Origin of the sequence: Mesorhizobium sp. GbtcB19 (assembly GCF_019091085.1) — a bacterium.
In the GTDB taxonomy this organism is placed as follows: Bacteria; Pseudomonadota; Alphaproteobacteria; order Rhizobiales; family Rhizobiaceae; genus Mesorhizobium.
This window is the reverse complement of sequence record NZ_JAGXJY010000002.1, coordinates 497,536-511,225: the sequence shown is the minus strand read 5'-3', so window position 1 is coordinate 511,225 and position 13,690 is coordinate 497,536. Positions and strand designations below refer to the sequence as shown.

Genomic DNA, 13,690 nt, shown 5'->3' with positions numbered 1-13,690 from the left:
CTAACACCTTGAAATTACGCGTTACGCCGACAAAAATCGACCCCGACTTTCGGGCTGTTGCCTATTTGGCGCAGGTGCCGCCTCAATTCAATGCCGCGACCCATGCCGCAAGTCACGGATGCGCCGCGCGTAAGGTTTCGCAGCGGCGTGGAAGACGCAGTGTGTGAACTCTAATGCCCAGCCGGTTTGCGCAGGCCGCCGGTAATGGCACGAAAACCGCTGCCTGGCCGCAATCCCTCGCGCATGAAGAAGGCGCGCAATGGCGCGAAGCTGCCCAGCGCATTGAGGCCGGCGCTGCGCGCCAGCTGGGCCGGCAGCATGTCGGACAGCAGCGACATGTTGAGCAGGTTCACCGCGCCGCTGCGTGCCCATATATCGGGCCTGCGCCTGGTGTCATAGGCGGCGAGCGCCTTGCGCGCCCCGGGATCGTCTCGGTTTTCGGAGGCGATTCCAATCAGTTCGTCGATATCCCTGATGCCGAGGTTGAGGCCTTGCGCCCCGATCGGCGGAAACACATGCGCCGCCTCGCCGACGAGCGCGACGCGGTTTTGCGCGAAGCGGCCGGGCGAGGCCGCGGACAAAGGATAGACTTGGCGGCCGGGCTCGACCGTGACCCGGCCGAGCATCGACTGCATCTGCTCCTCGACACGCGCCGACAAGGTTGCGTCGTCGAGCGCCGCAAGCTCCTGTGCCGTTTCCGGTTTCACCACCCAGACAAGGCTCGAACGCTTGCCTGGCAGCGGCACCTGCGTGAACGGTCCCGTCTCGGTGTGGAATTCGGTCGAAACGAAGCCGTGCTCGCTGCGATGGCCGAAATTGAGAACGAGCGCCGATTGCGGATAAGGCCGCGCCGAGGCGCGAATACCGGCGGCTTCCCGTGCCGGAGACAGGCGCCCGTCTGCGGCGACCGCCAGGGACGCGGAGACTTCGCTGCCGTCGGCCAGCCTTGCATGGGCCTGATCGGCGTCAAGCCGCCACGATTCGACGATGGATTTCAGCCATTGGATGCCACCGTGAGCTGAAACGGCCCTGGCGAGGATCGGGACAAGAACCTTGTTCGGCAGGTTGAGCCCGAACTGTTCCTCGCTGATCTCGCTGGCGCGAAAGGTGACGGTCGGGCTGCGGATCAGTCGCCGGGTGGCGTCGACGATGCGCATCACCTTGAGCGCCGCCGCCTGCGGCTTCAGTTCGGCAAGTATGCCCAGCCGATCCAGGACTTTCAGGGCCGGATTCATGAGCGCCGTGGTGCGGCCGTCGGCGCTGTTGGCATCCGGGCCGACCAGCGTCACATCAAAGCCGGCCTCTGCGAAGCCGAGCGCGGCGATCAGGCCCGCCGGGCCGCTGCCGGCAACCAGGATGCGGGCTTTTTCGTTGTGCTCCACGCCAGGCTTCCACGATGAGAGGCGACCCGTCGGGCCTTTATGTGGATATAGGTCAGACCGGCCGGCTTGATCAACGCGGCGATTCAGCCCATTCGATGGCCATGAGCGGCGAGCAGCACGATTTCAGCCATCTCGACCGCGCCGGCCGCGCCACGGCGGGCGTGGCGCGCAGTCCGCGCCTCGCTGTGATGCTGACGATCGGGATCGGCATCGCCTTTGCCTGGGTCCTTCTCGGCGCAATGGCGATCCGCGGCGCTGAAAGCCGGCTTGTCGGGGCTCCCGGCGATATGCTGCTGAAGAATTTGCCGAGCCTGCCGCTACCGGATTTCCTGGACCGGTTCTTCGCGCTTTGCCTTGCGCCGGCGCCGCTGGCCGGCTCAACCGGCCTGCAAGCGCCGGCGCTCGTGCTGATGTGGTTCCTGATGGCCGTGGCGACGATGCTGCCGTCGGCGGCGCCGTTGATCCGCACCTATTGCGAAATCGCCGACACGGCGAGGTTCAAGGGCGAGCCGGTCGTTCATCCGCTGGTGCTCGTCGCCGGATACCTCACCACATGGCTCGGCGCATCCGCCGCTTTCACCGTGCTGACGCTCGCGGTCTACGCCTTTGCCGGTTCCGGCCGGCTGCTTGATCCCGCCATCGGGCTTGCCGCCGCCGCCGGTCTGCTCGTCGCCGGCCTCTATCAATTCAGCGGCCTGAAACAGGCATGCCTGGAGAAATGCCGCAACCCGTTCTCGATCCTGTTCGCCAATTGGAGCGCGAAACCGGGCCGCATCTTCCGTTTAGGGCTGGAGCAGGGTGTCTGGTGCCTCGGTTGCTGCTGGGCGCTGATGCTGGTGATGTTTGCCGTCGGCGCAATGAACGTCTTCTGGATGGCGCTGATCGGCCTGTTCACCCTGATCGAGAAACAGACCACCGGCAGGGTGGCCAGCCGGGTTGCCGGTGCGATACTGCTTGTGTGGGCGGCTGCCCTGCTATTAGTTTCGGCGTAAGGGGAGAGTTCGATGACCGACCAAAGCTGGGCGATGAAAGGGGAGCTGGTACTCTCCTGCAATTGCACGGTTTTCTGTCCCTGTGTGCTGTCGCTCGGCAGCCATCCGCCGACGGAAGGCTACTGCCAGACCTGGGCGGGCTTCCGTATCGATGCCGGCCATTTCGGCGAGGTCGACCTTTCGGGCCTCAATCTCGGCCTGATCATGGAAATCCCCGGCTATATGAGCCGCGGCAACTGGACCGCCGGCCTGTTCATCGACAAGCGCGCCTCGGTCTATGCGGTCAAGGCGCTGACCAAGATCTTCACCGGCAAGGCCGGCGGCACCACCTCGCTCCTGTCGATCCTCGTCGGGAAGTTCCTGGGCGCCGAGCAGGTGCCGATCACCTATGAGACGCGCGACAAGACGCGCGTCTTCCAGATACCGCGGATTATCGACGGCGCGGTGACGCCGGTTCCCGGCAAGGACCGCGAGAAGGATACGGTGATCACCAATTCCGAATATTGGATCGCGCCGGAAATCATCGTGGCGAAGTCCGACAAGAGCAAGATGCGCGCCTTCGGCCGCAACTGGAATTTCGCCGGCCGCTCGGCCGAGATCTGCAAGCTGGACTGGCGGGGACCGTGAGCAAGAACACAGCGGCCCGCAAAGCGGCCAAGAAGATAGCGGAGCGGCTTCCGTTGCCGAAGAAAAAGGTGACGTGGCCGCAGGCGCGCGCTTTTTCGGTGCATCTGCTTACAGCGTCGGGTTCGTTCCTGGCCTTCCTGTCACTGGTGGCGGCGAGCGAAGAGCGCTGGACCTCGATGTTCTGGTGGTTGGGGCTGGCATTGTTCGTCGACGGCATCGACGGGCCGATCGCCCGCAAGCTCGAGGTCAAGGAAATCCTGCCGACATGGTCGGGGGAGTTGCTCGACAACATCATCGACTATGTCACCTACGTGCTCATCCCGGCCTTCGCGCTCTATCAGCGCGGCTTCATGGGCGAAAACCTGTCCTTCTTGTCGGCGGCCATCATCGTCGTCTCCAGCGCGATCTATTACGCCGACACGGGCATGAAGACGAAGGAGAACTTCTTCAAAGGGTTCCCGGTCGTCTGGAACATGGTGGTGTTCACGCTGTTCGTCATCGAGCCGGGGCAATGGGTGTCTTTCGCCGTGGTGGTGGTTGCCGGCATTTTGACCTTCGTGCCGATCAATTTCATCCATCCGGTGCGTGTGGTGAGGTTGCGGCCGGTCAATCTCGGTATGACGCTTTTGTGGTGCGCCTTCGGCGCGCTGGCGCTGGCGCAGGCAGCACTTGCCGCCTTCTACGACAAGATCGGCGTGCTCGGCGAGCAGGTCAGCGACTTCACCAAGATCGGCATCACGATCACGGGCCTCTATCTCGCCAGCATCGGGGGCATCATGCAGATGTTTCCCAAGCTGGGCGCCAGGAAGTCCTGAGCCTGGATCAGGATAAGAGTTGGTTGAATCGCCATTCTGACCTAGCTGTTTATCGGCGCATGGTCGGTCTGGATCATGCTCCCAACCCAAGAGAGTCGAGCGATGTCCAAGGCAATCCGCATCCACGCCCATGGCGGCCCCGAAGTGCTGACCTACGAGGATGCCGATCCCGGCCAGCCGGGCGAAGGACAGATCCTCATCCGGCACACGGCGATCGGCCTCAACTTCATCGACGTCTACCACCGTTCCGGGCTTTATCCGCCGCCCGGCGGCTTTCCGCTGATCCCGGGCGGCGAGGCGGCCGGCGTGGTGCTGGCGCTGGGCGCCGGCGTCGACTGGCTGAAGCCGGGCGATCGCGTTGCCTACGCGGTCAATGTCGGCGCCTATAGCGAGCAACGGGTGATCGCCGCCGACCGTGTGGTGAAAGTGCCTGACGGCATCAGTGACGAGCAGGCCGCAGCAATGATGCTGAAAGGCATGACGGCCGAATATCTCCTGCGCCGCACCTTTCCAGTGAAAGCCGGCGACACGATCCTCTACCATGCGGCGGCAGGCGGCGTCGGCCTCATCCTCGGCCAATGGGCGAAGCATCTCGGCGCGACGGTGATCGGCACCGCGAGCTCCAAGGACAAGATCGAGCTCGCGAGGGCGCATGGCTTCGACCATGTCATCAACTACAAGGAACAGGATTTCGTCGCCGCGGTTTCGGCCCTGACGCAGGGCCGCAAATGCGATGTCGTCTACGACTCGGTCGGCGCGGACACCTTTCCCGCGTCGCTTGACTGCCTGCGGCCGCTCGGCACCTTCGCCAGCTTCGGCCAGTCTTCCGGGCCGATCCCGCCTTTCTCCATGTCGATCCTGGCGCAGAAAGGCTCGCTGTTTGCCACGCGCCCGACGCTCTTCGTCTACAACGCCAGGCGGGAGGACATGGTGAAGTCGGCGGAAGCGCTTTTCGACGTGGTCAGGAGCGGCGCCGTGAAGATCATGATCAACCAGCGCTATGCGCTGAAGGACGCGGCGAAGGCGCAGGCGGATCTCGAAGCCCGCAAGACAACCGGAACGACCGTCCTCATTCCTTAAACCTGGAGCATGATGTCGCCCAAAAGCCGCTTCACACTTTTCGGCATCATGCTCAAGCCGGCTTGCCTTGTTTTTCAGCGGCTTGCCGTGCCCGGAGGCACGGCAAGCCTGAAAAGCGCTGCGGATTTGCCGTCATTCTCAAGAGGTCTATCTTAGCCCTTGAGTTTCCGCTGGAATTCTTGAAGCTCTTTCAAGTTGGGTGCCGCTTTCCGACGGGAGCCGGCCGCGCATACCATGACCTCGGGAACACAGAACATATCCGGGATACTGGATGGGAGGCACTGTGAGTGCAAATCATGACAGGGCGAACCTGCTTGAGGTTCGTGGCCTTACGAAGATTTTTGGCACGCTGACGGCGTGCGATCACATCGATCTCAATATCGCCAAAGGCGAAATCCATGCGTTGCTCGGCGAAAACGGCGCCGGCAAGTCGACGCTGGTCAAGATGCTGTTCGGATCGCTCGAGCCGAATTCGGGCGAGATCTTCTGGGACGGCAAGCCGGTCAAGATCACCAGCCCGGGCGTGGCCAAGAAGCTGGGCATCGGCATGGTGTTCCAGCACTTCTCGCTGTTCGAGGCGCTGACGGCTGCCGAGAACATCGCGCTTTCGCTCAATGACGGCTCGCCGATCAGCACCATTGCCGCAAAGGCGAGGGCGCTGTCCTTCAGCTATGGCCTGCCGCTCGATCCGGACTCGCTGGTCGGCGACCTCTCCGTCGGCGAACGCCAGCGCATCGAGATCATCCGCTGCCTCCTGCAGACGCCGCAGCTCATCATCCTCGACGAGCCGACCTCGGTGCTGACGCCGCAGGAAGCCGACAAGCTGTTCGAAACGCTGGAACGGCTGCGCTCGGAAGGCAAATCGATCCTCTACATTTCGCACCGGCTGGAAGAGGTCAAGCGCATCTGCGACCGCGCCACCGTGCTGCGCCACGGCAAGGTTGTCGGCCATTGCAATCCGCGTGAGGAGACGGCCGCGTCGCTTGCCCGCATGATGGTCGGCAGCGAGGTGAAGGCTGTGGTGCGCGCGCCGGCGGAAGGCATCGAGACAGCGCCGGCGCTGCTGGAGATCCGCGGCCTCAGCCGCAAGCCGGCGACGCCCTTCGCCATCCCGCTCAAGAACATCAACCTCACCGTGCGCGCCGGCGAAGTGATCGGCATTGCCGGTGTTGCCGGCAACGGCCAGGGCGAGTTCTTCGAATCCGTCTCCGGCGAGGTGCTGCAGCAGGATGCCGGTTCCGTGCGCATCCGTGGCAAGGATGCCGGCGCAATCTCCATTACCGGACGGCGCCTGATGGGGGCTGCCTTCGTGCCGGAAGAGCGCCTCGGCCACGGCGCGGCGCCGCGCATGAAGCTCTCGGAGAACCTGCTGCTCTCGCGCCACGCCACCGACGGCAAGGCTTTCGTCGGCTCGGGCGGTATGGTCAAGAACGGCTCCGTCTACAGCGCCGCCCAGCGCATCATCACGGCCATGGACGTGCGCAAGAGCGCCCCCGATCCGGAGGCGGCCGCGCTGTCTGGCGGCAATTTGCAGAAATTCATCGTCGGCCGCGAGCTCGACCGCAAGCCGAGCGTCATGATCGTCAACCAGCCGACCTGGGGCGTCGACGCCGGCGCTGCCGCGCATATCCGCCAGGCGCTGATCGAGCTTGCCCGCAGCGGTTCCGCGGTGCTGGTCATCAGCCAGGACCTCGATGAATTGTTCGAACTGTCGGACGCGATCGCCGTCATGCACAATGGCGAACTGTCGAAACCGCTGCCGATCGCCGAGGCGACTTTCGAGAAGATCGGCCTGTTGATGGGCGGCGCCGAGCCGGGCCACGCCGAACACGGAATGGAGGTGGCATGATGCGCATCGAACTGGTCAAACGCCCGCAGCGCTCGGCGCTGTTCTCCATGCTGTCGCCCTTCATCGCCTTCGCGTTGACGATCATTGCCGGCGCCATCATGTTCGCATTGCTCGGCGTCAATCCGCTGGATGCATTCAACATCTATTTCATCCAGCCGATCAGCGAAGTCTGGCAATTGCACGAGCTGGCCATCAAGGCGGCGCCCCTCATCCTGATCGCGGTCGGCCTGTCGGTCTGCTACAAGGCCAATATCTGGAATATCGGCGCCGAGGGCCAGTTCATTTTCGGCGCGATCTTCGGCTCGATCATCCCAGTGCTGTTCCCGCAATTCGAAGGCCCACTGGTGATCCCGCTGATGCTGTTGCTTGGCATGGTCGGCGGCGCCTTCTACGCATCGATCCCGGCGTTTTTGAAGACGCGCTTCAGCACCAACGAAATCCTCACCAGCCTGATGCTGGTCTATGTCGCGCAGCTCTTCCTCGATTGGCTGGTGCGCGGCCCGTGGCGCGATCCGCAGGGCCACGGTTTTCCGCAGACTATCCAGTTCGGCGACTGGGCGGTGCTGCCTCAGCTGATGCCCGATGCCGGCCGCGCCAATTGGGGCTTCGTGTTCGCGCTGGTTGCCGCCGTCGCGATCTGGCTGATGATGAGCCGCATGCTGAAAGGTTTTGAAGTGCGCGTGCTGGGTTCCAGCCCACGGGCAGGGCGCTTCGCCGGCTTCGGCTTCAACAGGATGGTGTTCTTCACCTTCCTTCTGTCCGGCGCGCTGGCCGGCCTGGCGGGCATTTCGGAAGTGTCCGGCGCCATCGGCCAGTTGCAGCCGGTGATCTCGCCCGGCTACGGCTTCACCGCCATCATCGTCGCCTTCCTCGGCAGGCTCAATCCGCTGGGCATCGTCGCCGCGGGTCTCGTGCTGGCGCTGACCTATCTCGGCGGCGAGGCGGTGCAGAGCGCGCTCGGCATTTCCGACAAGGTTGCGCGCGTCTTCCAGGGCATGCTTCTGTTCTTCGTGCTCGGCTGCGACACGCTCATCCACTACCGCATTCGCCTGATCGGCATGGCGCTGACGAAGGGCACGGCGAAACTCGAAGCAGCGCCCAAGCTCGGGGAGGCCCGCTGATGGACATCACCGTCAACATCCTTTTGACCATCGCGACCGCGGCGACGCCGCTTTTGATCGCGGCGATCGGCGAGCTTGTGGTCGAGCGCTCCGGCGTGCTCAATCTGGGCGTCGAGGGCATGATGATCATGGGCGCAGTCGGCGGCTTCGGCGCCGGCTACCTCACCGGGTCGCCTTGGATCGGCCTGCTTGCCGCAATCATCGTCGGGGCGCTGTTCTCGCTGCTCTTTGCCGTCATGACGCTGTCGCTTGCGACCAACCAGGTGGCGACCGGCCTGTCGCTGACGCTGCTCGGCCTCGGCCTCTCGGGCATGATCGGCACCAGCTTCGTCGGCCAGCCGGGCGTCAGACTGCCCAATCTCGAAATCCCCGGACTGAGCTCGATCCCGGTGGTGGGCAAGCTGATCTTCGGCCAGGATCCGGTCTTCTACATCTCGATCGCGCTGACCGCGGCCGTCATGTGGTTCCTGTTCAAGACGCGCACCGGCTTGACGCTGCGCTCGATCGGCGACAGCCACACATCCGCGCACGCGCTCGGCATCAAGGTCATCCGCTACCGCTATCTCGCCGTGATGTTCGGCGGCGCTTGCGCCGGTCTTGCCGGCGGACATCTGTCACTGGTCTACACGCCGCAATGGGTCGAGAACATGAGCGCGGGGCGCGGCTGGATCGCGCTGGCGCTGGTGGTGTTCGCCTCCTGGCGCCCGTGGCGGGTGCTGGCCGGCGCCTATATCTTCGGCGCGGTGTGGATCGGCCAGCTTCATGCACAGGCTTTTGGCATTCCGGTGCCGTCGCAGTTTCTTTCTTCACTGCCCTATCTGGCAACCATCGTGGTTCTCGTTCTAATCTCGCGCAACAAGCGGCTAACGATGATGAACACGCCGGCTTCGTTGGGGCAGCCATTCGTTCCGGATCGTTGACGACAACAAAAAGACGGGAAGCTCCAAGGCTTAACTCAGAGAGGTAACACAATGAAAAAACTGCTTATTGCGTTGATGACCACAGCCGCGGCCCTGTCGCTGGCGGCGACCGCCGAGGCAGCCGGCAAGCTCAAGGCCTGCTGGGTCTATACAGGCCCGATCGGCGATTTCGGCTATTCCTATCAGCACGACCAGGGTCGCCTCGAGGTCGAGAAGGCGCTCGGCGACAAAGTCGAGACCGCTTATCTCGAAAACGTGTCGGAAGGCCCCGACGCCGACCGCGCCTTCGAGCGTCTCGCGCGCGAGAAGTGCAAGATCATCTTCGGCACCTCCTTCGGCTTCATGGACGCCGAAGTGAAGGTCGCCAAGAAGTTCCCCAAGGTGATGTTCGAGCATGCCACCGGCTTCAAGACCGGCGACAATCTCGGCATCTACAACGCCCGCTTCTATGAGGGCCGCTACGTGCTCGGCCAGATCGCGGCAAAGGAATCGAAGAAGGGCCTCGCCGGCTACATCGTCTCCTTCCCGATCCCGGAAGTGGTGATGGGCATCAATTCCTTCATCCTCGGCGCGCAGTCGGTCAATCCCGACTTCAAGGTGAAGATCGTGTGGGTGAATTCCTGGTTCGATCCGGGCAAGGAAGCCGACGCCGCCAAGGCGCTGTTCGACCAGGGCGCCGACATCATCGTCCAGCACACCGACTCGACCGCCGCGCTGCAGGTGGCTGAGGAGCGCAAGCTGCACGGCTTCGGCCAGTCGTCCGATATGATCAAGTTCGCGCCGAACGCGCAGCTGACTTCGCTGACCGACGAATGGGGCCCGTACTATATCAGCCGCGTCCAGGCCGCGCTGGACGGCAGCTGGAAGCCGGACAATGTCTGGCTCGGCATCAAGGACGGCGCGGTCAAGCTCGCGCCCTTCACCAACATGCCCGACGACGTGAAGGCGATGGCGGAAGCCACCTCGAAGAAGATCGCCGGCGGCTGGAACCCCTTCACCGGCCCGGTGTCCAAGCAGGACGGCTCGCCGTGGCTGAAGGACGGCGAAGTCGCCGACGACGGCACGCTGCTCGGCATGAATTTCTACGTCAAGGGCATCGACGACAAGCTGCCGCAATAAGCGGCGACGACGTTTCGGACCGGAGAGGGCGCCTCGTGGCGCCCTCTTTCGTTTGCAAGATCGATTGGCAGACTTTTGCGCGCTGGACGGGAGCTGGACCTGGCTTTTGCCAGTCGGCTAAAGATCGTTCGACGACCTTGCGTATCGAGTATTTAAGATCAACTTCGCTTCATATTTTAAGAATTCGGCGCGTTTGCGAAGCCAATGCAATATACTTGCAGTTTCCGTAACCGCTTTCACATACGCCGACGCCCTCTACTTCCATGCTGATTGCGCAACTTAGACGAAACCAGCTGGCGTGACAGAGCGCCTGCAGAAGGGGGTCTTATGCAGTTGAATAAGAAGCTTCTGGCAATCATCGGGAAACGCTTTCCCGCCATCTACGACGTCATCCCGCGCGGGCCACAGGGTGTGCTTGCGCGGGTCGCACTCAATCCGCAACCGCTGCCACCGCATGAACTGGGCGCCGCGGTGGCCGAGGAATTTGTCCGCTACTTGTGGGTGGCCGAGCGAGGCGGGCTCGACATGAAGGCGCTGGTGAGCGATCTCGACGACTGGTGCCCCACGCGGCCGAAGATCCCGAAGCTGCCGCCGTGGTGGGGACCGTTTCCGCCTGAGCCGGAGCCGCGCCCGGAGTGGTTCGTCGACTACCATCTTGGGTTTGCCGCTCGGCTGTCGGCGGTCGAAACGGGCACGCGCCTCGACGAGACCCTCGATCAGGTCATCGACCGTTCGTTGTCAGCAATCGAAGCGGTGAAGTTCTGACGAGGCGCTGCCGAAGCCGAAGGCTGTCAAAAAGAACCAAAGGGCGCCGCAGGGCGCCCTTTTTTGCATTCAAGACGTCTGCTTTCGCTCCGGTATCAGACCGCCGAGCCGTAGAGATCGTAGGCGTCAGCGCGGTCGATCTTGACCGTGACGATCTCGCCGGCGCGCAACGGACGCCGCGACTGGATGTGCACCGAGCCGTCGATCTCGGGCGCATCGTATTTGGTGCGGCCCTTGGCGGACGCGCCATGCGCCTCATCGATCAGCACCGGCAGGCGCTTGCCGACCTTCTTGGCGAGCTGTGCAGCCGAGATCTTCTGCTGGCGCTGCATGAAGCGGTGCCAGCGCGCTTCCTTGATCTCCTGCGGCACCTGTTCCAGCCCGAGGTCGTTGGAGCGCGCGCCCTTAACCGGCTCGTATTTGAAGCAGCCGGCGCGGTCGATTTTCGCTTCGTCCAGCCAGTCGAGCAGCATCTGGAAATCGTCTTCCGTCTCGCCGGGGAAACCGACGATGAAGGTCGAACGGATAGCAAGATCCGGACAGACCTCGCGCCAGCCGCGGATGCGCTCCAGGGTCTTTTCGCCATGCGCGGGACGGCGCATGTTCTTCAGCACCTGCGGCGAGGCGTGCTGGAAGGGGATGTCGAGATAGGGAAGGATCTTTCCTTCCGCCATCAGTGGGATGACGTCGGCGACATGCGGATAGGGATACACGTAATGCATGCGTATCCAGATGCCGAGCTTGCCGAGTTCTTCCGCGAGGTCGAGGAATTTCGCCCGCACTTCACGGTCGCCGAACATCGAGGTCTGATACTTGATGTCGATGCCGTAAGCGCTGGTGTCCTGCGAGATGACGAGGATTTCCTTGACGCCGGCCTTGGCGAGCTTCTCGGCTTCGCGCAGCACATCCGCAGCCGGGCGCGAGACCAGATCGCCGCGCAGCGCGGGAATGATGCAGAAGGTGCAGCGGTTGTTGCAGCCTTCGGAAATCTTCAGATAGGCGTAATGGCGCGGCGTCAGCTTCACGCCCTGCGGCGGCAGCAGGTCGATATAGGGATCGTGGCTCGGCGGAGCCGCCTCGTGCACCGCGGCCATGACGCTCTCATAGGCCTGCGGCCCGGTGATCGCCAGCACATTGGGATGCTTTTCGCGGATGACATCCGGCTCGGCGCCGAGGCAGCCGGTGACGATGACGCGGCCATTTTCCGAAAGCGCCGAGCCGATGGCGTTGAGCGACTCGTCACGGGCGGAATCGAGGAAGCCGCAGGTGTTGACCACGACAAGGTCGGCGCCGTCATGCTTGCGCGCGATCTCGTAGCCTTCGGCGCGGAGCCGCGTGATGATGCGCTCGGAATCGACGAGCGCCTTCGGGCATCCAAGACTGACGAAACTGACGCGTGGGGCGGACATAAGGTGTTCCGGGCTTTTGGGGATCGGCGGCGCAATACCACACTAATTGAGGCATTGGTATGGGCTGGCCCGTCCTGCGGCAAAACGCATTCCCCGGCGCAAATCACTGTACCGGATGGAATTGCCTCAGCTTACCGCGGCATTGACGTGCGGCCAGACTTCGACCGCGCCGCGATAGACCATGTCGAGCGCGACATAGAGGATGATCGCCAGGCCGATATAGGCGATCCACCGATAGCGGTGCAGGAGCCTGGCGATAAAGCTCGCCGCGAGGCCCATCAGCGCAATCGACAGCACGAGGCCGATGACCAGCACCGGGAAATGATCGCGCGCCGCACCGGCCACGGCCAGTACATTGTCGAGCGACATGGACACATCGGCAACGACGATCTGCAGCGCTGCCTGCCCAAGCGTCTTGCGCCGCGCCTTGCCCGCGATTGCCTTGTCGCTGTCGAGGTCGGAATTGGCCAGCGCCTCCGTAGCCTCATGCTCGTCGGCATGGGAGGTGCGCAATTCACGATACATTTTCCAGCACACCCAAAGCAGCAGGATGCCGCCGGCCAGCAGCAGGCCGACAATGGCGAGCAGCTTCACCGTGATCGCGGCAAAGAGGATGCGAAGCACTGTCGCGGCGAGCACACCGATGAGGATTGCCTTCTTGCGCTGATCCGCGGGCAGTCCCGCCGCCGCGAGGCCGATGACGATGGCATTGTCGCCGGCAAGCACCAGGTCGATGGCGATGACCTGGAGCAGGGCGGTCAGGCTTGCGGCGCTGAAAATATCCATCGGCTGGAGGCCCTTTGCTGTTCGCGGAGTCTCGATCGTCGACTATGCTGACGCCCTAACGTGTATGGTTCCCGCGCGTCAAGAGAACAGGCCGGAACCAGCCCTTTCAGGGCATTCCGCTCCACTGGATATCCAGGATATTTTACGGCTGTTGTGTCGACCGGGCGCTATTGGCCGGGATCGCCGGTCAATCGTAGAGATTATATTTGGCCCAGTCGGATTCCGGGATCTCGTCGCCGATCTTGTAGCGGAACTGCAGCACTTCCATGTGGTCGGGCGCGGTCTGGCATTTGAACTTCAGACGGTACCATTGGCCCTTGCTGCGAAAGGCCGCACCGGAGCTCTTGATGGCGTCGGCGCTCATCTGCGGGGTGGCGAAGGCGTAGGCCACGACGCGATCGGCCTTGTAGTTGTGATCGTCGTGGCTGATCCGGTCTAGCACCTCGGCGTCGCACCGCTGCTCGAGGCGGGTTTCGGGATCGAGTTTCATCAGGCCGGCACGCAACGCATTGTCCATCGCCTTGGCCGGCAAGGCCGGCGCCAGCGACGCCAGGACCATCAGGCAGAGCTTTTTCATGGGCGCGACAAGCAGCATATTTTGTCAGAGAAATCAAATAAACGCTGTTTCACCAACGGTTGACTGTCCCGCACGCGGCCAAGATCGCTTCCGTCCATCAAACGATGCACGCGGCGCACAACTCTTGGTGGCTGCGACTTGTAGAATCGCTAATGCACGCGAAGGCGCGGATCGACGCGGAGGTGCCCGCGTCCATGCATCTCCTTTGACGAAGCCGCGATATGCCCAGAAAAAGTCAGCCCCTGACA

At 63.1% G+C, this 13,690-nt stretch carries 13 protein-coding genes; 9 read left to right on the top strand and 4 right to left on the bottom strand.

Features of this window, described 5'->3' with window-relative positions; all coding sequences use genetic code 11:
* Positions 1-170: 170 nt before the first annotated feature.
* A complete protein-coding gene (locus tag KVT37_RS06545; RefSeq protein WP_217570776.1) occupies positions 171-1,382 on the bottom strand; it encodes a UbiH/UbiF family hydroxylase in 1,212 nt (403 codons plus the stop codon).
* A gap of 101 nt (positions 1,383-1,483) precedes the next feature.
* Between KVT37_RS06545 and KVT37_RS06540 the strand changes: the two genes are divergently transcribed.
* The 9 genes from KVT37_RS06540 to KVT37_RS06500 all read left to right on the top strand — a co-directional run bounded on the left by KVT37_RS06540 (position 1,484) and on the right by KVT37_RS06500 (position 10,670).
* Positions 1,484-2,374: a DUF2182 domain-containing protein gene (locus KVT37_RS06540; protein WP_217570941.1), complete on the top strand. Its 891-nt coding sequence runs from the start codon at positions 1,484-1,486 to the stop codon at positions 2,372-2,374.
* A gap of 12 nt (positions 2,375-2,386) precedes the next feature.
* Entirely contained in the window at positions 2,387-3,001 is a 615-nt protein-coding gene (locus tag KVT37_RS06535) for a DUF1326 domain-containing protein (protein ID WP_217570774.1), read from the top strand.
* A complete protein-coding gene (pcsA, locus tag KVT37_RS06530; protein WP_308642582.1) occupies positions 2,998-3,816 on the top strand; it encodes a phosphatidylcholine synthase in 819 nt (272 codons plus the stop codon). Before KVT37_RS06535 ends, pcsA begins: the two co-directional genes overlap by 4 nt.
* Before the next feature lie 102 nt (positions 3,817-3,918).
* Entirely contained in the window at positions 3,919-4,896 is a 978-nt protein-coding gene (locus KVT37_RS06525; RefSeq protein ID WP_217570773.1) for a quinone oxidoreductase, read from the top strand.
* Between the two features lie 271 nt (positions 4,897-5,167).
* Positions 5,168-6,745, top strand: coding sequence for an ABC transporter ATP-binding protein (locus KVT37_RS06520; RefSeq protein ID WP_217570771.1), 1,578 nt, complete (start codon positions 5,168-5,170; stop codon positions 6,743-6,745).
* Entirely contained in the window at positions 6,742-7,866 is a 1,125-nt protein-coding gene (locus tag KVT37_RS06515; protein WP_217570769.1) for an ABC transporter permease, read from the top strand. Before KVT37_RS06520 ends, KVT37_RS06515 begins: the two co-directional genes overlap by 4 nt.
* On the top strand, positions 7,866-8,786 hold the full coding sequence (locus KVT37_RS06510) for an ABC transporter permease (protein ID WP_217570767.1): 921 nt from the start codon (positions 7,866-7,868) through the stop codon (positions 8,784-8,786). Before KVT37_RS06515 ends, KVT37_RS06510 begins: the two co-directional genes overlap by 1 nt.
* Positions 8,787-8,837: 51 nt before the next feature.
* Complete coding sequence (locus KVT37_RS06505; protein ID WP_217570765.1) at positions 8,838-9,905, top strand: BMP family ABC transporter substrate-binding protein; 1,068 nt, start codon at positions 8,838-8,840, stop codon at positions 9,903-9,905.
* Between the two features lie 327 nt (positions 9,906-10,232).
* Positions 10,233-10,670 (top strand): hypothetical protein, encoded by a 438-nt coding sequence (locus KVT37_RS06500; RefSeq protein ID WP_217570763.1) that lies wholly within the window; start codon positions 10,233-10,235, stop codon positions 10,668-10,670.
* 95 nt (positions 10,671-10,765) lie between these two features.
* Here the strand turns inward: KVT37_RS06500 and rimO are convergent, their stop codons facing one another.
* The 3 genes from rimO to KVT37_RS06485 form a co-directional block, all read right to left on the bottom strand.
* Positions 10,766-12,079, bottom strand: a complete 1,314-nt coding sequence (rimO, locus tag KVT37_RS06495; protein ID WP_217570761.1) for a 30S ribosomal protein S12 methylthiotransferase RimO — start codon at positions 12,077-12,079, stop codon at positions 10,766-10,768.
* Between the two features lie 126 nt (positions 12,080-12,205).
* Positions 12,206-12,865: a TerC family protein gene (locus tag KVT37_RS06490; protein ID WP_217570759.1), complete on the bottom strand. Its 660-nt coding sequence runs from the start codon at positions 12,863-12,865 to the stop codon at positions 12,206-12,208.
* 187 nt (positions 12,866-13,052) lie between these two features.
* On the bottom strand, positions 13,053-13,460 hold the full coding sequence (locus KVT37_RS06485) for a DUF930 domain-containing protein (RefSeq protein ID WP_217570757.1): 408 nt from the start codon (positions 13,458-13,460) through the stop codon (positions 13,053-13,055).
* Between the last annotated feature and the right edge of the window lie 230 nt (positions 13,461-13,690).